This window comes from Rhodococcus sp. 05-2255-3B1 (assembly GCF_002258545.1).
Classification (GTDB): Bacteria; Actinomycetota; Actinomycetes; order Mycobacteriales; family Mycobacteriaceae; genus Rhodococcoides.
In genome coordinates, this window is record NZ_NOZC01000017.1 from 105,531 (window position 1) to 123,571 (window position 18,041).

Sequence of the window (18,041 nt, forward strand, 5' to 3'; positions counted from 1 at the left end):
AAAGCTGTGAATATCGAGATCGCGAATCCCTTGCGGGAAATGGCCTAACCGTGGTTAGTTGAGCTGTCGGAGTCGGATGGAGCAGCGCGCAACAGGAGGTACCGGTGTCCACAGACGCAGCAACGGCAGCGGAAACCGTGGGTGGGGTTGATCGGGACCGGGTGGATCGGGACCGGCTCTCACGGGCTCTCTCTGCGGCCAACCTGCCCACGCTGGTGGCGGTGCTCTATCAGTTGACCGGCGATCGCACGTGGCTCGCCGATCCGTATCGCCCCACGCGCAGTCGGGGCATGGACGACAACGACAGGGGCGGATTCGACGACGCAGTGGCCGACCGCATCCGTGCCGCGGCCCTCGACGCAATCTGCGCCTTCCACGAGGGCGAGCCCATGGCGGTGCCCTCACCCGACTCGGAGCACCTCGTCGAGATGATCAGCCTGGCCGTCGGTGAACAGGTGCCTCCCGAGTTCGGCGTCATGGTCGCCGAGGACATGGGCTTCGTGGTTGCGGAGACTCCGGTGGCCGCACCGAACGATCTGTCGGTGATCGTGATCGGTGCCGGTGTCTCCGGGATGCTCGCCGCCATCAAGCTGCACGAGGCGGGCATCAGTCACACGGTGCTGGAGAAGAACTCCGACGTCGGCGGTGGATGGTTCGAGAACACTTACCCCGGTGCCGGCGTCGACACACCGAGTCACCTGTACTCCTACTCCTTCGCGCCGCGGGCCTGGAGCACTCACTTCGGCAAGCGCGACGAGGTGTGGGAGTACCTCAGCGACGTGGCGTCCGAACACGATCTGCGGCAACGCATTCGCTTCGACACCGAGGTGTCGACCGCCGAGTACGACGCGCAGAGGCAGGGATGGACCGTCACGACGTTCGACGGCGAGACGCTGACCGCAGACGTGGTGATCACCGCTACCGGTCAGCTCAATCGGCCGAAGGTGCCGAATATCCCCGGCCTGGAGTCGTTCGACGGCCCGATCTTCCACACCGCGAACTGGCCGGCCGATCTGGATCTGACCGGCAAGCGTGTCGCCATCGTCGGAACCGGGGCCAGTGCCATGCAGGTGCTGCCGGCCATCGCGTCGACGGTGGGGCATGCGACGGTCTTCCAGCGCTCACCTCAGTGGGTCGCGTCGAGCGACGTCTATTTCACCGAGATGAGCGACGACGCCAACTACCTCATGGATGTCGTTCCGTTGTATCGCCTGTGGTACCGAACGCGGTTGGCCTGGAACTTCAACGATCGGGTGCACAGCTCGCTGCAGGTCGATCCCGAGTGGGAGCATCCGGCGCGCTCGATCAACCCGGTGAACGATGCGCATCGACGCGTGTTCACCCGCTACATCGAAGCCGAGCTCGAGGGCCGACCCGACCTGATCGAGAAGTCGCTTCCCGATTACCCGCCCTTCGGCAAGCGGATGTTGCTCGACAACGGCTGGTACGCCGCGCTCAAGCGCGACAACATCACCCTCGTCGCCGATGCCGTCTCGTCCATCACCGCCAACTCGGTTGTGGCACGCGATGGTTCGGAGACCGAGGTCGATGTGGTGATTCTCGCGACGGGCTTCGAGACCCACAAGCTGTTGACACCGATCGACGTACGCGGGCGATCGGGTGAGTCCATCCGGGATATCTGGGGCCCCGAGGATGCGCACGCGTACCTAGGCATCACTGTTCCCGACTTCCCGAACTTCTTCCTCACCTGCGGCCCCGGAACCGTACTTGGCCACGGGGGCAGCTACATCACCATCGCCGAATGCCAGGTTCGCTACATCGTCGATGTCTTGATCGACATGGTGGACAAGCGAATCGGAGCCATCGAGTGCAAGGCCGACGTGGAAGCGGAATACGTCCGGAAGCACGACGAGGCGCACGCCAAGATGATCTGGTCGCACGGCGGCATGGACAACTGGTACCGCAACGACGCCGGACGCGTGGTCTCGACGTTGCCGTGGCGCATCGTCGACTACTGGGAGATGACGCGTCGGGCCGATCTGGACGACTTCGTCATGGAGCCTCGACGGGATGAGGCTCGCTGATCAGTTGGACGTCGCCTGCTGCATCGAGAGTACGAAGCCGTGCCCGCCACCCGCGTCGCAGATCATCGCCTCGACGCGGGAGAAGCACGTGAAGCCGTTGAAGGCGATGGAAGTGTTGTACTCCAACACTTTCTGACCCTCGGCTCCGAACACCCCCTGGTTGAAACACGTGGGGGTGACGTGTCCCGGGTCGAGGTAGAAGCCCTTCGACAGCATGTCGACGCTGAACGTGGTGTTCGGTGCGCAATCGGTGCCTGCGCCATCGGGTACCGGCGCATCGGATGCCTGGCAGCCGGAGGAGAAAGGGCCCGATCCGATCTTGCAGTACACGTTGCCGGACGGGGACTTCCATGCAACTTGATTGTCGGTCACCGAGTAGCTGGCCGGGTCGACCGGTGTGATGGGCGCGGTGTTGTTCGCGGGATTGTCGGCCGTCGGTTCCGTACCGGTCGCCGAGGGCGTGTCCGTCGATTCGTCGGCACCATCGGTGTTCGACGGCGCTGCGATGGTCACCTGTGGTGGCGTGGGCATCTGTGCGGTGACGCTGGTGCTCTGGGTCGGCGCGGCAGCCGGGGTGTCCTCGCCGCCACAGGCCGTCAGCGCGAAAGCGGTCAGTGATGCGGCGGCAGCGAGGAGGGCGGTTCTGCGGAACACTCGGAGCTCCCTCATCAGAACGCGATGTTGACGTCGCGGGAGATCATGAAGCCTCGATCGCCGTCGTAGCAGGTGATGCCCGCTTCGGTGGAGCGACAGAAATTGCCGGTGACTCCGATGACCTGACCGTATTGGAGAACCTGGGTGTCGCCGTTGTTCGGATCGCCGACGAAGATGCCCTGATTGGTGCAGATCTGTTCGACGGTGCCGTCTTGGGTGATCTGCACCCCGTAGGTGTTGTTCGCCGTGTTCGCGCATTCTCGGCCGGTGTTGCCCGGTACCGAGTAGCGGACCTGGCAGCCCACGATGGTCCCGGGAGCGTTGAACGAATTGAATGCGCAGAACACATTTCCGCTGGGGGATTGGAAGAAGTACTGGCCGCCGGGCTGCTCGTAGTCGCGCGCATCGACGTTGACGTCGTCGCGGTTCGGGGCGGGCGGTACTGCTGGTGTGTCCGCAGCGGTGGGTACTGCTTGTACCGGGGTGACTATGTCGGGAGCCTGTGCGATTCCGCCTGCGCCGCTACCACCGTCGGATTCGGTGGACCCGTTTGCCGACGGAGCAGCCGCTGCGCTGGTGGCAGGCGTGGGTGGGTTGCTCGCTGGCTCGTCGGAGCCGCAGGCCGTGGATGCGAGAGCAGTAGCGGCGATCAACGCGCTCATGGCCACGATGTTTCGGACTTGCCTCATTCGATGGTCCTCACCGGTGGCTGCGGAGTGCGTCACCTCTGATCAATGAATCGAACGGGCCAAGTGGTCTGTTAACGTCAGTCGTGTCACGACCCCATCACGAATCGGTATACGGGTGGTCCTTTTGTCGCTGTGACTGCGAGGGTGGGTTCGGTAAAGACTCAAGAACCACTTGATGTTTCAGGTTCAAGCTGGAGTTCGTGGTGCGAGGCCACAAACGGTCCGGTATGTCGTTGTGCGACATGATCTAAAGGCGTGCTGTATGCGAAAGACATTGCGGCGAGTGGTCGTATCGATCGCACTCGTAGTTCCCCTGATGCTCGGCATCGGTACGGGAACGGCCGTGGCAGCTCCGCAGACCACGCTGCTCCAGATTCCGGTGGTCACCGGCTTCCAGATCGCACCCGGTGCCGTGCCCGGAGGGTTGTTCCAGACCATTCCGATGAAGGCCACCGTGGGCGGCGAGCCCGGTGTCGCGCGCTTCTCGGCATCGACCATTGCGCCGTTCGCCGATCAGTATCCGTACAGGTACTTGAACCTGAACTGGCGAAACCTGGCGACAGGTGCCACGGGGGCAGCTGATCTACGGCATTGGCAGGACGATCCGACACCATCGCCGAGTGGACCCTACGGACGGGAAGATCTGCCCCTCGAGGTAGTCGCAAACACCGGGCCGGGTCCTGTGGTCGTAACGGTGACGCACACGAAGGACTACTCGAACGGCGGTCAGTGGGGCTCGCCGTACCTCGACACACTTCTCCCCGGCGCGGGCGTAGTGCTCATTCCCTGATTGGACCCCGACGAAAGGTTTCACGATGCAGCCATCGATGCGACGGGCCGCAGCAGTAATTGCGGTTTCGATACCCCTGGTCTTCGGCATTGGAGCCGGAACTGCAACTGCTGCTCCGCAAGAGTCGGTACTTCAAGTACCTGTCGTGACCGGGCCGGAGTTCGTCCCTGCGCGCGTTCCCGGCGGACTTGTTCAGACCATTCCGATTCGCGCTGTGGTCGGCGAGAAGCCAGGAGAGGTGCGCTTCTCGGCCGCCGACATCCGGCCGTACTACTACCAGTTCAACTACCGGCACCTGACGGTCGACTGGCGCAACCTGTCTACAGGTGAGGCGGGTTCCGCAGGCTTGCGGCACTGGAACGACGAGATCGATCGGACGCAGCCGGCCAATCAGGGTGGTCCGCAGGCCTACCGCCTGCCGACCGAGGTGACCGCTCAGACGGGTGCAGGTCCGGTCTTCGTGACCGTCACCCACGACCGCGAGAATCCCGATGCGTCGAACGCCCTCATCCCCGGATTGGGAGTGTTGTTCGTACCCTGACGCGCGGTGTTGTAGGCGGTCAGGTACCCAGATCGCCTGCGATATCGGCGGCGGCGAGCATCGAAACCAAGAGCGGCACAACTCGTTTGGCGGCAATTCGATAGTCGCCGCGGCCGTGCTGCTCGACGATGTTCGCCGAACTGAGCGTCTTGAGGTGGTGATAGATCTGACCGGACGAGCCGAGTCCCACTGCTGCAAGGAGTTCTGCAGCATTCGCCGGGCCGCGCAGCAGTGTTCGCACGATCTGCAACCGCACCGGATGTCCCAGGGCAGCAAGCACTTCCGATGCCGATGGAACTGGTAACTCCACGATGGCGTCGGGGGAGTAACCGATGTCCCAGCGGACCGTTCCGTGCAGATGCACGTCGCCTTGGTAGGCGACCATGCCGCCCGTCGACGGGGCGGCCTCGGGCTGCTCGGGAGCGTCGCGTCGTTCGAGCTCGGCGACGCGGGCTTCCAGCTCTGCCAGTCTCGACTCGAACTCTGTGCTCACACCACGCAGGCTATCCGGTCGAGAACCTCGGGCGAGAGCATCGCCTCGACGATGAGTTGTTGCTGTACGCCGAATTGGGTCATGGCCTGCTCGAACCTGTCGGCCGGAAGCCCGTCGGTGAGCCACACCGCCGTCGCGACCGTTCCGTCGTTGCGGCGCACCTCGAATCCCTGGGTCAGCACACCGGGGAGGCTGCCCCCTTTGAAGCCGATACCGCGGACGCTGTCGCCGGCAGGTTGCCATTCCAGTTGACGCAGAATGGTGTCGGATGCTTCGCCGTAAGTCCCGTCCGCGAAGGCGCGATACATTCCGTTCAATTCTTCGGCCGAACCGCCGCGGAAACTGCTCTGAACCCTGGATACCTGGTCCTCGTAGGTCGGCACTTGCACGGACGCCTCGGCCTGGACCCGGAACTGCGGGTCGAATGCCCACTTCTGTGCGGTCTCCCAGGGATCTGCATCCGCGAGTTCAGGATCGAAGACCGACAGCATGTCGGCCACCATGCTCGGCAGCTCGAAGTTCTGCCAACCTCCGGTGGCTGCGGCGTCGACGAGTGCCTTATCTCCGAGTCGGTAGCGGAGGTAGTCGGGCACCGAGTTGTCGCTTTCCTGGATCATGGCCGAGACCATGTCGTCGATGCGGACCGTGGCGCTGGGGTCGGTGGCGTTGGTGCCGGCGTTCGCAATACCCAACCTGGTCAAGGCCTTCGGATGTGCGTTGGCGTCGGTGCCGGGCACATACCACCGTTCCCAATCCGAGAGGGCCACTTGCTCGTTGGGGTCGATGGTGCCGTTCGCGACGGCCTGCGCGTAGGCGGCGAGATGCACCACTTTGATCGCAGAGGCGAGTACCTGCTCTTGGTCGGCCCGATGTTCGACGGTTCGGCCGCGACCGTCGTCGATGACGAGGCTGACGGTGTCGGGTGCCTGATCGATCAGTCCGATCCACCCGTCCTCGGTGGCGAGGTCGGTGGACGTGACGGGAGCGCACTTCTCCGGCGTCGGGGTTGTGGTGGTCGCTGCAGTTGTGTCGGGGTCGGTGGCGCATCCGCCTACCAACAGCACAGTTGCGCAGGTCGTCGAGATCCAGGTCGAGCGTCGCATCGAACTCTCCTAATCTGCTATTCCGTAATTACGGAATAACCATAGAAGCTGGTGTGCGGCGCGGCAACCCCTCGTCAGGGGATCGAACCGTTCAGAACAGCGTCGGTGCGGTGTAGCGGCCGTGTCGTGCTTCGTTGAGGCGGGCGGTCCAGCGCTGCACGAGCCACATTTCGACGAGCTCGGGGCTGGTGCCGATGTCGGTGGCCCATGCGGTGATGAGTTCGACGTAGCGGTCGTACCGGCGACGAGTGAATCCGGTGACGGACGGGTCTTCGAGCCACCCTTCGTGGATGAGTGTCGAGACACCGTGTTGGTCGATCAGGTGAGCGGGGCTGGTCGAGTCGAACGGTCGGGCATTACTGTTGCGAACGCAACTATCGACCACAGCGAGGGTCTTGGCGACGGGGTTCTCGTCGCGCCGACTGAAACAGGCTCTTGGCTCACCACCTTCCCGGCCTGATCTGCTGGTTGGTCGTGCACTATCTAAGTGTGGCGAGGGAGGGTGTCCTCCTAGCGGAACTATGATTTCCGCAACTCGTGACGCTTGCGGGACGGGCACAGCAACTACTTGGGCGTAAGGCCAGGTGAACGCCGTCATTGACTCAACAAGCTGAGTGAATCGGCGTGGGTCAGTGCAATGTTGGGGTTGCTACGACAGACTGGACGACATGCACACGATGCAAGAATCGATCGGGCCAACAAGTGGAATCCGTACGAGCTATATGAGTCGATGGGGGCGCCCGTCCGAAGTCCTCCGATCGTATTGGTTCTTCGCCTCGGAGCGGCAGCGCGTGTACCACTCTCGCGTTGCGGGCCAGCCCGGTCCCTGGAGTACTGATCCGGTGATCTCACAGTTTCGATTTACCAACGCATACAGGGCAGCGGACAGGGTCTCGCAGGATTTGATCCGTGTTGCCTATGAAGGTTCGCAGAATGCTGAGGACCTCGTCCTGAGGGTTCTACTCTTCAGGTTTTTCAACAAGACTTCGACCTGGAATGCACTCGAAGAGGCGTTCGGAGAGGTGAACGCACGGGAGTACAACGTCGATCGATTCTGTGATGTATTGGATGATATGCTAAGCCGTAAGGCTCGCGTATATTCGGCAGCATACATTATTCCACCACCGCCGTTCGGGGCGGTGCGGAAGCATAAAAACCACCTCCTGCTAATCGATCATATGTTGGCATCGGGCCTACCGAAGATGCTGGCAAAAGCGGATTCTCTAAGATCGGTATTCGAGATAATCCAATCGTATCCATCTCTTGGACCATTTCTTGCATATCAACTCACTGTGGACTTCAACTATACAACGCTTATCGACTTCGACGAGAACGACTTCGTAGTGGCGGGTCCAGGTGCAATCAGCGGGATTCAGAAGTGTTTTCCGGAGGCGAGTCGGCACGATGCCCCGAACATAATCGAATGGATGGTAAATTCTCAGCGCGAACAATGCTCAACCTATCAATTGGACTTTGAGGACCTATTCGGTCGACCCCTGACGTTGATAGACTGTCAAAATCTATTTTGTGAGACTGATAAGTACGCCCGAGTTATGCACCCGGATGTCACAGGGAAGGGAAATCGTACTCGGATAAAGCAAAAGTTTCTAGCCACTAGCGATTGCGATGTGCCTTTTTTTCCGCCAAAATGGGGAATTAATGAGCTTCGGCGGGCATCCGTTCCCCTGTTTTGCTGAGCCGTCCTTGTAAGCAGCAGAAAACTCGAACTTCTTGATATGGCAGTAACGGATACGGGCATTGTCAAGATGCTAAGAATCGGTCAAAACAGCTGAAACTAGCACCATATCTATCCAGGCTGATGGGGCAATTAAGGCAAATCCGGATACTCCCCACGATTTACCCCATGAGTTCTGAATGCACATGAATATATCTGATTTCTTCACCTGGGGAGTATCAGGACCTTGATACCGCGCGGCGCCCACCAGAAGAACGGCATGACCGTCCAGATGTGCAGCAGGATCTATTAGAATCCCTCCTTGCATCTGAATAAACGGTCTCGTTGTGGCAAGCCCGATTACTGGTAGCAGTCCAGCTTGCAGTTTAATGACGAGGCTATCAATGTCATTGCCTGAGCTCACATCGTAGTCGGCACGCTCGAAGGGGCCTGGTATGTGCTTCGGGATTTTCGCGTCGGCATCGTCGATTGTCGAATCATACGGCCACTGGTACTCGGGTGGTTGACCTTCGGCCAGAAGTGCCTGCTTAACGGAGCTGAAATTCCCTGAGCCATTCGGCTTGCTCAGGGTGGCGTTATGTAGAAATTCGATGGATCGCGCCTGTCCTGACCGCTCGTGGTGCGCCGAACTCGTCGCGCAGGACAAGCAAGTTGGTCGTGCCCCTTGATCAATGACCGGGCCCGCGTCACCGCGTCGGTCCACTATCCAATCGAGATTCATGCTGTCGCGGACCGGTCGACAACCCAAGTGTCGGGGTCGGGTGCAAACAGCCCGGCACCGGCCAATTGGCGAGAGCGCGTTGAAATGCTGAATTGATAGGTCAAAGAGGTGGGGTCGTCTGTAACCCATGGTCGCTTCAGGTTAATCTCGACGCGGCTGGATCCTACTTCTTGCGGTATGAATACGATCTCACGAACACCGCCGTCTCCGGGAAAGAACGCTGCATCTCGCAAATCTAGATGGGTGCCCACAGGAGCTACATCACCCTCTCTCCGTTGAGTTAGGAGGTGCTCATCTTTTGCAATTCGTAAACTTTCTTTCACGTACGGTACAGTCTCGGCGACCGAGGACTGAGTCGTTGAGACTGAGTCATGACCGTCCCATGAAAGTTCAGGCTGTGTAGAAGATGATTCGAAGTCTGTGGCCTTAGGTTTCTGGATGATCCAGACTCTGCCAGTGCTGGTGTCTTCATTTAGGCGGACCTGAATCTCGTCTCCCACCCTGCATAGCACCGTCAGGTCATTGTTTTCCTCCGTTAGAGTCCATATGTCGGCGCGCGCGTCGCTGACTGGTGCACCTCCGATTAAAGCGGATTTCGCAGCCAAGGCTCCTCGCTTGATCATCTGGCCTGCTTCGCGTGACGAAATGAGGTTCTTACGATGAAGTGCCCATACGCCCGCTGAGAAACTTACACCTAGCTGCCGGCTGAATAGGTAAGCGTCTGAATCTTGAATTTTTGAGTGACTGCGCGTCGCTGGCAAATCGCGTAAAGCCCGATTTGTCAGCGGTAAAGGCATTAGAAGCGAGGCAGCGAATGCCTGCGCTTCAACTTCTAAAATCGAGTCTTCATCGAATCGATCGAGTTCGTGACTAGCGTCCACACTGCCATCGTGCCCCAAGATGTGATGGCCGAGCTCGTGTGCAAGTGTAAAGCGCTGCAAGCTTTCCGGGATGCGGCTACTGATAACGATTCCGGCGGCCTCGCTTCGTCTCACGTAAAAACCAAGCAGGTTGTCCAAAGGTTGCATCATTAGAACAAGATTTAGGTCCCGTGTCATTTGCAGTACGTCGACGGGGTTATCGAACTTAGTACCCATCTCTCGATGTAACCGCGTTGCTTCCATTGCCGCCTTGGATTGAGCCTGTTTTAGCTGCTGGCGCGTGGGCACTTGCAGTCATCTCCTCTCGTGTTATAAATCTACGGGCCAGAGATATTGTTCTTTGTGTTACTCAGAAACTCGGCGAACCGAAGGACTTGGCTTTTATCGTTTTCTGACAATTCCTTAGTCGCCCGGAACAGCTGCGTCACTGATTCGTCTGCAGGAGTGGAGCTTCCAAGTAATCGATCCACTGAAGTGCCGTAAAGTTTGGAGAGTTGCGCAAGTTCGATACCACTTACCTTACGGCGCCCAGTCTCAATGGCACTCACAGCGGCGCGCGAGACAGCAAGTGCCTTTGCCACCTGCTCCTGGCTAAGTCCGAGATACTCGCGCTCTTCTTTCAACCGGTCGGCGAGCTTGATGGCGAGGGCATCGGCATCTCCCGCCTTGGAAGACTCTTGATCAGTCATGCGTGCTACCTTTTTCTGTTGATTCGATAGGCTCGACGGCCACAACTATCGCTGCGGCAATCCCCCCCTCGTGACTTGCGGATGCTGTCCATTGCCACTTTGCGGCTTCGTGAGGCCAGACAACGTCTAGGGAGGGGCGAACGCTGATGGCACCTGTGTAGTTCGTGACGACCTCGATCGCCTTGGGCCGGAGTCCCAGCCTGAATCCGCTTCCTATGGCTTTTGCAACCGCCTCCTTCAGGGCCCAGCGTGTAGCGAATCGATCCGGTCGCCCTCTGCAGTCCTCAATCTCACTCTCCGAAAACACTGTCTTGCAAAATCGATCGCCTGCCGATCCTCGTAGCTGGCGCCCGATTGTCTCGATGTCGACTACATCTATCCCTATGTGAAGCCGTCCGTTAAACCCGTATGGGGTGGGCGACTTGCACCAAAGCGACTCAAGCTGGGTCGCGATCTGCACGGGCATCATGCGCTGACGGTCGGCAAACGCAGGTCCGACCAGGACTGTCCGAAACCCCTTGAATGCCACTCGATTTTCTGAGGGTCCTCCCCGAGGTGAGCATTACATGAGCGCACCAAGATTTGGCGTCGGGAACGCGCTTCCTTCTCAATCTCGGCGTGTGATGCGACGATCATCAGTTCGCCTACTCGCAGGTCTTTACGGGACTCACGTACGAGAAAGTGTAGAAGTCGCGAAAGGCCCAAAAAGTTGCCATACGCCCGCGAAAGGTAAGTCTGATGGCGGTACAGCGCCGTCATAGAAAGACGCTTCTCCTTTGACAGATTCAAGCTTATGTGTGAGAGGCACTGACCACCCCGATAGTAATTATCATATGCAGGCACGTATGTTGAGGCCGATGCCGACCTTGGTAGGTTATTATCTGGCAATGTCGTAAGTGTATCGCTATCGAGCGAGATTTCGTAACAGTCTTGATAGTTTAAATCGGCGTCGAGATTTTTCAATACTCGTTCTAGTTGATTAAAGTGTCCCTTGTCGTAGGTGGGGTAGCGCAGTAGACGGCCAATATAGGTGCCGCTATTCGGACCCCATGATGTTATATTACCGTTTCGGCCGGACTGTCCAGTAGCTGCCGCCTGATAGAACGCATCAGGCCGACCAGGTCTGTAGAGCGAGATAGGAAAAATAGTATTTGCAACAGTGTGAACGCTTTTGTTGAAAGCTCTTTCTCCTGCAAATTTTCGCGCAGCAACATCGAGGTCGATCTCCCTTCGGATGGCTTTAATCTCCGTGGATGGATCCTCAACGGTGATAGTCATATTGACGGCACTGCAGTCAGCTTCTCGGGAAAGGGCGTCATATGCTTTCACCCAAGAGTCTGAGATGTTTTCTCCAGATATATGTAGCGCCATTATAACTCCTTGACTACGATATCGATCAGGTCCCCGAGGGTGGCGTATCGGTCTTCGCCCAGGTCTGCTGGGCAGGGAAGGTCGTGACCTACGACAATCTCCGCTGAGACCAGCAGAAATTCGGCAGTTTTGCTGTCCAGCTCGAACATGTAGTCACTGCCAAGTTCCGTCAGTCCCTGGGCGACCTCGCTGGTAGTCATGCCGTTCGTCAGCCCAAGTGCTTCGATCATGCACTGTCTGATGTCGTTTTTGTCAGGCATGCAATCGCTCCGCCCCATCTCGTACTGCCTTATGCTCGATGTCAGATCAGTGTACGCTTGGCGTTGCTTGATTTTCAAGCACTACGCGGGGCCTCGGTGGCGGGACTCCGGTTGAGGAGAGTTGCAATGGACTTCACCCAGTACCAAGACCGTGTGCATAGCCTTGCAGCGCGGAACCCGTCTGAGTCGCATGAGCTGTTACCGATGCTCGGCTTAGGTGCACACGTCGGTGCTGTGCTCCTGACTCATCAGCGGTATCTCGTGAACTCGCTGGCCGCTCAGACCAGTCGTCTCGTGGTGATGCGCGAACTTGGCCTGATATTGCGATGGGCTGCGTTACTCGCCGGATTGAATGACCTGAAACTTGACGATGTTGCGTATCAAAACCTCGTCAAGATCGACCGTCGCGCGCGACGGTCAGGGGCCCCGGCGATTAATCTACTGCCTGAAGCCGGTGACTCCTTAGACATGGACACCTACCAACGCCTGGCTGAGAAGACCGATCAACAGGTCTCTGATGGGTCAGATCCGTTGAGCTTGAGTATCCCCATGCTGGGCTTGGCCGGCGAGGTCGGCAACCTACTGGTCGAGATGAAAAAACGTTTCCGTGGAGATAGTTCGATCGATAAATGGGGAGACTTTGTAGCCGAGGAGCTTGGGGACCTGTTGTGGTACGTGGCCACGGTCGCGCGACACCGTGGGTTGTCTCTAGCAGAGGTCGCCTCGGGCGATTTGTCGAATCTGGCACGATCCGCTAAGCCTACTGTTGGCGAGGTTTCAGCTATTGGACAAGCCTTTGACGAGGACTTCCCTGGGACCGAGCGATTTCCGCGACAGATTCACCTTCATTTTCGTGAACGAATTTCGGAAGGACAATCGATTGTGTCAGTAACCTTGCTCGATGCGAGGCCGAATGCGTTCCCAGATGGGCCTGTGCGGCGGGGTGAAGGAAAGGTGCAGGGGTTCAGGGTCGGTGAAGCACTTGGGAATGAGGTAACGGATAATTCTCGACGTAATGATGCCTATCGTTATCACGATGCGATTCACCTGGGATTTCTTGCCGTGCTTGGCTGGTCTCCGAACCTGAGAGCACTGCTTAACGTCAAACGCAAGAGCGAACCGGTCGTTGAAGAGACCGAAGACGGTGCCCGGGCGATCTTTGCCGAAGAGGGGTTAGCTGCGATTCTTGCGAAACAGTCGTCTAAGTCAAAGCATTTTGTGGAGCCAAGCCTTGTGCCGGATGAACTCTTAGACTTGGTCAATAATGTCGTCGAGGACTTGGAAGTCGGGATCCTTCCGCATTGGATTTGGCGCGACGCTGTTAGTCAGGGTTTCACCGTCATGCAGCAATTAGCAGACGGGGCAGGCGGCTACGTGCTGGCGGACCTGGATAAGCGGCAGCTGTTGTACGCAAAGTTACCCTTCCATCTGAGGTAGCGAACATTCAAGGCACGGTTGCAGTGCCAGTAGTACGAGATCCCGTGCGACCGAACAGTCGAATCACTTTGGCGAGGTCGCGGCCTGTGTGGTTGGGAGTCACGCACACATCTTAGGAACGGCGCGGCCATGAGCATCGCGTCCCGACGTCAGCTGAAGGCGATGCGAAGCCCCACACCCGCTGTGGCCCCACCGGCGCTGAGGATGAAGTTGTGTCGTCCCTCGTCGCGGAAGACCATCTGCATCGGCAGGAACCAGAACCGATTCTCCCCGGTGAAGCCGGCACCGGGGATCTGGAGGCCCCGCTGATTGACGATGTGTTCGCCTTTCGAGTCCAGCACTTCGAGCGTCGCGGGGAAGTCCTTGCCGATGTCGTCGGGTCCGGTCTGTAGTAGTGCGACCAGACGGCATTCGAGCATGCGGGTCTCACGCGGGACCGTGCAGGTATCCCAGACGCCGCCGAGGATGTCGAGCATGTCGTTGGCGGCTCGTGCGTACTCGGCGAAGAACAACCCGGTGATGATCATCTGCTTCCTCTCTCGTTCATGAATTGGTCTGAGTAAAAAGATCTTTGCTCACCGCGTCGACCGAGAAAGTCGAGCGCACCACTCCAGGCGGCGCGGCGGTCGACCCTCGAGCTCCTACGCTGTCGTACGCAACGCCCACGCTCGCGCGAGCGCAAAGGTTGCCACGAGTACGCACAGCACCGCCACGATCACGGCGACGAAAGTGGATGCCGTCGTGGAGAATCCGAGAATCCAGGCAGTCCCCGTTCCGACGAGGGTGGCGAGGACACCCCCGATCGGGAGAAAGGCAGCCACCACCTTGGTCGTCCGGGACGACAACGGATCGTGACTTACTTTGAGCAGCAGCCGAACCGAGGCGACTCCGAGCACGTAGGCCAAAACTCCGGTGCCTGCGTATGTCAGCAGCAAGTACTCGGTCGATACGCCCGAACTCAGACCGGAAGAGCCCGTTCCGACGAGAATCAGTATGGGCATCATTCCCAGCGTGACTCCGATCAGACCGGCAACGGCGACGAGACCCACTCGCCGAGAGGGGTCGACGGCGAATCGAAACCCGCACAGGTGCAGCACCAGGCCTGCGAGCATGCCGACTATTGCGCCGGTTGAAGTAGCGACAATGAGCTGCACCCACGGCCCCAGAGTGGTGTCCGGACCATAGAACGACCCGCCGGAGACGTACGCCGAATACCCCGCGGTTCCGGTCGCCGAGTGAGCCAGAACCGCGATCACTGCGCCGAGCAAAGCAAAACCACTTCCCTGTTTGATCACGCGTCAATGATGACGGATGTCCGATCTGCGTAGAGAACTTCGGCCGGAGTGTTGCCGGTTCACCTGTTGGTTCCTGATTCCGTTGGCAATTCGTCGAGTTAGTCCGCCGATTCACAGGATTGTCCAAGCCGTACCCCTCGGCTATTGTCGAAGAAGGTTCAAGAGCAACAGCCGTAGGTACCTGGCCGGCTGTTCGGCAACCCCGTCTCCATCGACAGGGTGCCCCAGGGGAAGAACCGGCGCGTCCCGCAATCGCAGGCGCGCAAGTCGATGGAGGGTTGCACCTCCAGAATGAGGCGAAGAGTGTCCGGCAGTGACGAACTCGAAGCAGCGCAGGCGAAGTGGGAACCCATTCCGCCGGAACGCCGTCGTACCTGGTACCAGACGCTACTGAGTTACCCGCCGATCTGGTACGGCGTGTTTCCGATGATCGAGACTCGGAGGCGGGTGCTCGAAGGCGGATACGCCAATGCGGAAGCCTGGATCGACCTTGCGAAACGTGCTGAAGCAGTGGGCTTCACGCCGCAGACGTGGCTGATCTTTCGGCAAAGTCTCGAGCCCGCGTACCTGAAGGATCGGTTCCCATTCCATCCCGAGAACATGCCGAAGCGGCGCGGTAACGGCGGCGTCGAGACGGTGGTGGTCGATCCCGAGGACTTCTCCGAATGGCCATGGCTGTTCGAGGCGGGGTATCGAGCGGGCGAGGCGACCTGGCAGGCGTTGGCTCGATGACTCACTCGAGCTCGGACAGGACCGGTTCGTCGGTGCCGCCTATGCGTCCTCCCCGATGTCCTCGAACCACAGGCTCGGTCGCTCGGCGAGCATGCGTTCCATCAGTCGAACGCATTCCGCGTCGTCGACGACGTCGACCTGCACGCCGTGCTCGCGCAGCAGGCTTTCCGATGTCTCGAAGGAGCGGTTCTCACCTACGACGATCCGAGGAATCTCGTACAGCAGAGCGGTTCCCGCGCACATGAAGCACGGAGACAACGTGGTGTAGAGCACCGACTTTCGGTACACCGAGGCGGGAAGTCGGCCTGCTCGTTCGATGCAGTCGGTTTCACCGTGACGGATTGCGCTGTCCATCTGGACTCGGCGGTTTCGACCCACCGCAAGAACTTCGCCATCGTGGACGAGTGCCGCGCCTATCGGAACGCCGCCCTCATCCCAGCCGATCTGGGCCTGTTCGATTGCAAGTCCGAGGAAGTACTCGTCGGTGCGTGCAGGATCGGTCATGGGTCCTCCTCGGCGTCTATGAATTGTAAGAGTGATCCTTTCAGTCGACCAGGCATCGAACAGATTGCCAAGTGGGTGAGTAGCGTGGTGACCATGACTGCTTCGGACAAACCGATTCACTCGCTGGGCGACGAGGCCTTCGTCTCGCTCACCACGTTTCGCCGGTCCGGTGAACCCGTGTCCACGGCCGTGTGGATTGCTCGTGACGGAGATGACCTGGTCGTCATCACCCCCGCCGAGAGTGGCAAGGTCAAACGCATCAAGAATTCGGGGCGTGTCGAGTTACGGCCGTGCAACAGGGGAGGGAAAGTGCCCGACGGCGCAACAGCAGTGGCTGCAGAGGCACGAATCGTCACGGGCTCGGCTGCGGATCGCGCCACTGCGAAACTGAAGAAGAAGTACGGGTTTCAGTACCGACTGGTGATTTTGATCGAGCGAGTCATCGCCCGCCGTCACAAGCCGCGCGTCATACTCGCCGTCAGTGCTGCCGAGTAGCCGAGTCCGTTGCAGCACTGACGAACATGAATTGTGCTCGAGGTCAGGACAGCTCTGTGCAGCGTTCATCGAGCAGTCGTTTCAACTGCCGCGTTTGCTTGTCATCGAATCCGATCGTGTCGACTTCATCGATTCCGCTTCGAACACCTGCGCAGACGTCGTCGAGGATTCGTCGAGTCGCTCGCTCGGGCATGCCCAACCGGCCGGCGGACTCGACGAAATGCCCACGTGTCCAACGGTTCGCGCGCCCGTAGAAGCTCAACGCCATCGGATCGCTCCACGACGCGTAGGGCTGCGTGCACAGAAGGTCGTAGGCGGGTGTGATCGACCAAATTCCCTGAGTGTTCTTGTGTATCGAATAGTTCTTTCCGTGCAGATCGCCGTTCCCGATCGCATACGAATAGGCCGTCAAGCGAAGAAGTTCGGCAGTGGCCTGGCGCGCGGAACCGCCGCCGCGCTCGACATTGTCGGCGAGCAGCGCAATCACCGCTTCGGTCTTCATTCGGTACTTGGACGCGGGATAGAGTCCGGATACTTGGCACGCATCCTCTTGCGGTATCCGTTGTTCACCGACCCGGTCGAATCGCGCCACCAGTAGACCGCTGATTCCGTTGTCGTCTTCGATCACGCGGTGTTCCGGCACCGAGAGCGCGCATCTTCGTGCCAGATTCATGAAGAAGCTCTCGTTCTCGACCAATCGCGGCAGTCGCGCCGGCGGGGCGAGTTTCAAAATGGCAGGCCCGGCCGTAGTCGACACCGGGGTCGAGTACATCTGCGCGGACACTTTGCCCTGGACGCCCGGCAGAGCGGACGGGTCCTGGCTCACCGACTCACCTGTGGACAGGGAATCGAAGAGGCGACGAAGATCGGGAACTCGGTGCCTCGAATCGAATGCAGTGCCCGCCAACGAAATCTGTTGACCGCGTGGCAGCACACGAACGTCCCCGATGGTGTCCGATCCGACCGCCAGCAGCAGTGTGAAGTGATCGTCCTCGGACGTCTTGGTGGCTGTTACCACTCCGGTGAGACGAACGCCTTCCGGCAGCAGGCCCGCGAAAAAGGCAGGGACGCTACCGCCCGATGCCCGCGTCTCGGCTGACGACTTCGGAATCGACCACGCGAGATCCGGCGTAGAAGCGCTGTCGAGGTAATCGCTGTCGTACAGAAACACGACGTCGTTCCCCGCGCGCGTCAGTGAGCCGGCGAGGAGATCGCCCTTGTAGACATCGGCTGCATTGACATCCCGCAGCTCGGATACTGGAATCATGTCGCGTCCAGTGGCGGCACAGGCGATCCGGCGCGCGTGAGCAATGTGATTTCGCAGCCCAGCGCCTCCGCGACAGCAACCGCGCCGTCGAGCTGCACCGTGTATTTTCCCCCCTCGAGCGCCTGGACTGTCGAGCGCCCCACGCCGGCAAGCAGTGCTAGCTCGGCTTGAGTCATGCGCAACTGATGCCGACGCGCGACGAAGGCTTCGGCCAGCTCGCTGGGATGCTTCCTGACTCGTCGTCGTGGTTCGGCCATCATCTCTCCTTGTGCTTGCGAAAGCATGCATATCGGAGCTTACATCGCGAACCACGCGGTGAACAGTCTTTATGCTTGTCAACATAGGCATATAACAGCTGGACGAGCTTGCTGACACGTT

The 18,041-nt window shown here is 59.4% G+C and carries 23 protein-coding genes and 1 riboswitch; of the genes, 7 read left to right on the forward strand and 16 right to left on the reverse strand.

Translation table 11 applies throughout. The features are described from left to right. Positions 1–137: 137 nt before the first annotated feature. A complete protein-coding gene (locus tag CH249_RS09910; RefSeq protein WP_094681847.1) occupies positions 138–2,045 on the forward strand; it encodes an NAD(P)/FAD-dependent oxidoreductase in 1,908 nt (635 codons plus the stop codon). Here CH249_RS09910 and CH249_RS09915 read toward each other — a convergent pair whose 3' ends face one another. Together CH249_RS09915 and CH249_RS09920 are read right to left on the reverse strand one after the other, a co-directional pair. Further along, positions 2,046–2,699 (reverse strand): hypothetical protein, encoded by a 654-nt coding sequence (locus CH249_RS09915; protein WP_143544413.1) that lies wholly within the window; start codon positions 2,697–2,699, stop codon positions 2,046–2,048. It lies immediately after the preceding gene. 14 nt (positions 2,700–2,713) lie between these two features. Then, positions 2,714–3,388 (reverse strand): hypothetical protein, encoded by a 675-nt coding sequence (locus tag CH249_RS09920; protein WP_094647373.1) that lies wholly within the window; start codon positions 3,386–3,388, stop codon positions 2,714–2,716. Positions 3,389–3,650: 262 nt separating this feature from the next. Here CH249_RS09920 and CH249_RS09925 point away from each other — a divergent pair, with 262 nt between their 5' ends. Together CH249_RS09925 and CH249_RS09930 are read left to right on the forward strand one after the other, a co-directional pair. After that, positions 3,651–4,178 (forward strand): hypothetical protein, encoded by a 528-nt coding sequence (locus CH249_RS09925; RefSeq protein ID WP_256988249.1) that lies wholly within the window; start codon positions 3,651–3,653, stop codon positions 4,176–4,178. Between the two features lie 145 nt (positions 4,179–4,323). Continuing rightward, the gene (locus tag CH249_RS09930) at positions 4,324–4,719 is read left to right on the forward strand and encodes a hypothetical protein (protein ID WP_256988250.1); all 396 of its coding nucleotides are present in this window, start codon (positions 4,324–4,326) and stop codon (positions 4,717–4,719) included. 19 nt (positions 4,720–4,738) lie between these two features. Here the strand turns inward: CH249_RS09930 and CH249_RS09935 are convergent, their stop codons facing one another. The 3 genes from CH249_RS09935 to CH249_RS09945 form a co-directional block, all read right to left on the reverse strand. Next, positions 4,739–5,212 carry a helix-turn-helix transcriptional regulator gene (locus tag CH249_RS09935; protein WP_094658134.1) on the reverse strand — a complete coding sequence of 158 codons (474 nt, stop codon included), beginning with the start codon at positions 5,210–5,212 and terminating at the stop codon, positions 4,739–4,741. Next, positions 5,209–6,315, reverse strand: coding sequence for a serine hydrolase (locus tag CH249_RS09940; RefSeq protein ID WP_094681790.1), 1,107 nt, complete (start codon positions 6,313–6,315; stop codon positions 5,209–5,211). Before CH249_RS09940 ends, CH249_RS09935 begins: the two co-directional genes overlap by 4 nt. A 91-nt stretch (positions 6,316–6,406) precedes the next feature. Further along, positions 6,407–6,700 (reverse strand): hypothetical protein, encoded by a 294-nt coding sequence (locus CH249_RS09945; RefSeq protein ID WP_373453543.1) that lies wholly within the window; start codon positions 6,698–6,700, stop codon positions 6,407–6,409. 337 nt (positions 6,701–7,037) lie between these two features. Here CH249_RS09945 and CH249_RS09950 point away from each other — a divergent pair, with 337 nt between their 5' ends. Continuing rightward, the gene (locus CH249_RS09950) at positions 7,038–8,012 is read left to right on the forward strand and encodes a nucleotide kinase domain-containing protein (RefSeq protein WP_094681791.1); all 975 of its coding nucleotides are present in this window, start codon (positions 7,038–7,040) and stop codon (positions 8,010–8,012) included. 72 nt (positions 8,013–8,084) lie between these two features. Here the strand turns inward: CH249_RS09950 and CH249_RS09955 are convergent, their stop codons facing one another. From CH249_RS09955 to CH249_RS09975, 6 genes are read right to left on the reverse strand one after another with little or no spacing between them, the layout of a single operon-like run. Continuing rightward, entirely contained in the window at positions 8,085–8,732 is a 648-nt protein-coding gene (locus tag CH249_RS09955) for a C1 family peptidase (protein WP_179273231.1), read from the reverse strand. Then, positions 8,729–9,901 carry an ImmA/IrrE family metallo-endopeptidase gene (locus tag CH249_RS09960; RefSeq protein ID WP_094681793.1) on the reverse strand — a complete coding sequence of 391 codons (1,173 nt, stop codon included), beginning with the start codon at positions 9,899–9,901 and terminating at the stop codon, positions 8,729–8,731. The genes CH249_RS09955 and CH249_RS09960 overlap by 4 nt, the downstream gene beginning before the upstream one ends. A 29-nt stretch (positions 9,902–9,930) precedes the next feature. Beyond that, entirely contained in the window at positions 9,931–10,302 is a 372-nt protein-coding gene (locus tag CH249_RS09965; protein WP_094681794.1) for a helix-turn-helix transcriptional regulator, read from the reverse strand. Beyond that, entirely contained in the window at positions 10,295–10,771 is a 477-nt protein-coding gene (locus CH249_RS28725) for a holo-ACP synthase (protein ID WP_094681795.1), read from the reverse strand. Before CH249_RS28725 ends, CH249_RS09965 begins: the two co-directional genes overlap by 8 nt. Beyond that, a complete protein-coding gene (locus CH249_RS27550) occupies positions 10,768–11,673 on the reverse strand; it encodes a hypothetical protein (RefSeq protein WP_143544415.1) in 906 nt (301 codons plus the stop codon). Before CH249_RS27550 ends, CH249_RS28725 begins: the two co-directional genes overlap by 4 nt. Next, positions 11,673–11,933, reverse strand: a complete 261-nt coding sequence (locus tag CH249_RS09975) for a hypothetical protein (RefSeq protein WP_143544417.1) — start codon at positions 11,931–11,933, stop codon at positions 11,673–11,675. Before CH249_RS09975 ends, CH249_RS27550 begins: the two co-directional genes overlap by 1 nt. A 126-nt stretch (positions 11,934–12,059) precedes the next feature. On the opposite strand from CH249_RS09975, the gene CH249_RS09980 reads away from it, so the two are divergent. Further along, on the forward strand, positions 12,060–13,370 hold the full coding sequence (locus CH249_RS09980) for a MazG nucleotide pyrophosphohydrolase domain-containing protein (protein ID WP_094681797.1): 1,311 nt from the start codon (positions 12,060–12,062) through the stop codon (positions 13,368–13,370). A gap of 149 nt (positions 13,371–13,519) precedes the next feature. Here CH249_RS09980 and CH249_RS09985 read toward each other — a convergent pair whose 3' ends face one another. Beyond that, the gene (locus CH249_RS09985) at positions 13,520–13,897 is read right to left on the reverse strand and encodes a hypothetical protein (protein WP_094681798.1); all 378 of its coding nucleotides are present in this window, start codon (positions 13,895–13,897) and stop codon (positions 13,520–13,522) included. Between the two features lie 114 nt (positions 13,898–14,011). Next, positions 14,012–14,665, reverse strand: a complete 654-nt coding sequence (locus CH249_RS09990; protein ID WP_094681799.1) for a hypothetical protein — start codon at positions 14,663–14,665, stop codon at positions 14,012–14,014. Between the two features lie 156 nt (positions 14,666–14,821). After that, positions 14,822–14,940: riboswitch (SAM riboswitch) on the forward strand. 28 nt (positions 14,941–14,968) lie between these two features. On the opposite strand from CH249_RS09990, the gene CH249_RS09995 reads away from it, so the two are divergent. After that, positions 14,969–15,397 (forward strand): mandelate racemase/muconate lactonizing protein, encoded by a 429-nt coding sequence (locus tag CH249_RS09995; protein ID WP_094681800.1) that lies wholly within the window; start codon positions 14,969–14,971, stop codon positions 15,395–15,397. A 39-nt stretch (positions 15,398–15,436) separates the two neighbouring features. On the opposite strand, the gene CH249_RS10000 is transcribed toward CH249_RS09995, so the two are convergent. After that, positions 15,437–15,901, reverse strand: coding sequence for a nucleoside deaminase (locus CH249_RS10000; protein WP_094658188.1), 465 nt, complete (start codon positions 15,899–15,901; stop codon positions 15,437–15,439). 93 nt (positions 15,902–15,994) lie between these two features. On the opposite strand from CH249_RS10000, the gene CH249_RS10005 reads away from it, so the two are divergent. Further along, positions 15,995–16,396 carry a PPOX class F420-dependent oxidoreductase gene (locus CH249_RS10005; protein WP_094681848.1) on the forward strand — a complete coding sequence of 134 codons (402 nt, stop codon included), beginning with the start codon at positions 15,995–15,997 and terminating at the stop codon, positions 16,394–16,396. A 43-nt stretch (positions 16,397–16,439) separates the two neighbouring features. Here CH249_RS10005 and CH249_RS10010 read toward each other — a convergent pair whose 3' ends face one another. Further along, positions 16,440–17,663 carry a type II toxin-antitoxin system HipA family toxin gene (locus CH249_RS10010; protein WP_094681801.1) on the reverse strand — a complete coding sequence of 408 codons (1,224 nt, stop codon included), beginning with the start codon at positions 17,661–17,663 and terminating at the stop codon, positions 16,440–16,442. Beyond that, positions 17,660–17,947: a helix-turn-helix domain-containing protein gene (locus CH249_RS10015; RefSeq protein ID WP_256988251.1), complete on the reverse strand. Its 288-nt coding sequence runs from the start codon at positions 17,945–17,947 to the stop codon at positions 17,660–17,662. The genes CH249_RS10010 and CH249_RS10015 overlap by 4 nt, the downstream gene beginning before the upstream one ends. Positions 17,948–18,041: the final 94 nt, after the last annotated feature.

Excerpts from the sequence above, each read along its gene's own strand:
- CH249_RS09920 (WP_094647373.1), bottom strand. The coding sequence starts at position 3,388 with ATGAGGCAAGTCCGAAACATCGTGGCCATGAGCGCGTTGATCGCCGCT.
- CH249_RS09925 (WP_256988249.1), top strand. The coding sequence starts at position 3,651 with ATGCGAAAGACATTGCGGCGAGTGGTCGTATCGATCGCACTCGTAGTT.
- CH249_RS09940 (WP_094681790.1), bottom strand. The coding sequence starts at position 6,315 with ATGCGACGCTCGACCTGGATCTCGACGACCTGCGCAACTGTGCTGTTG.
- CH249_RS09950 (WP_094681791.1), top strand. The coding sequence starts at position 7,038 with ATGAGTCGATGGGGGCGCCCGTCCGAAGTCCTCCGATCGTATTGGTTC.
- CH249_RS09955 (WP_179273231.1), bottom strand. The coding sequence starts at position 8,732 with ATGAATCTCGATTGGATAGTGGACCGACGCGGTGACGCGGGCCCGGTC.
- CH249_RS09965 (WP_094681794.1), bottom strand. The coding sequence starts at position 10,302 with ATGACTGATCAAGAGTCTTCCAAGGCGGGAGATGCCGATGCCCTCGCC.
- CH249_RS28725 (WP_094681795.1), bottom strand. The coding sequence starts at position 10,771 with ATGATGCCCGTGCAGATCGCGACCCAGCTTGAGTCGCTTTGGTGCAAG.
- CH249_RS27550 (WP_143544415.1), bottom strand. The coding sequence starts at position 11,673 with ATGGCGCTACATATATCTGGAGAAAACATCTCAGACTCTTGGGTGAAA.
- CH249_RS09975 (WP_143544417.1), bottom strand. The coding sequence starts at position 11,933 with ATGCCTGACAAAAACGACATCAGACAGTGCATGATCGAAGCACTTGGG.
- CH249_RS09980 (WP_094681797.1), top strand. The coding sequence starts at position 12,060 with ATGGACTTCACCCAGTACCAAGACCGTGTGCATAGCCTTGCAGCGCGG.
- CH249_RS09985 (WP_094681798.1), bottom strand. The coding sequence starts at position 13,897 with ATGATCATCACCGGGTTGTTCTTCGCCGAGTACGCACGAGCCGCCAAC.
- CH249_RS10000 (WP_094658188.1), bottom strand. The coding sequence starts at position 15,901 with ATGACCGATCCTGCACGCACCGACGAGTACTTCCTCGGACTTGCAATC.
- CH249_RS10005 (WP_094681848.1), top strand. The coding sequence starts at position 15,995 with ATGACTGCTTCGGACAAACCGATTCACTCGCTGGGCGACGAGGCCTTC.
- CH249_RS10010 (WP_094681801.1), bottom strand. The coding sequence starts at position 17,663 with ATGATTCCAGTATCCGAGCTGCGGGATGTCAATGCAGCCGATGTCTAC.
- CH249_RS10015 (WP_256988251.1), bottom strand. The coding sequence starts at position 17,947 with ATGCTTTCGCAAGCACAAGGAGAGATGATGGCCGAACCACGACGACGA.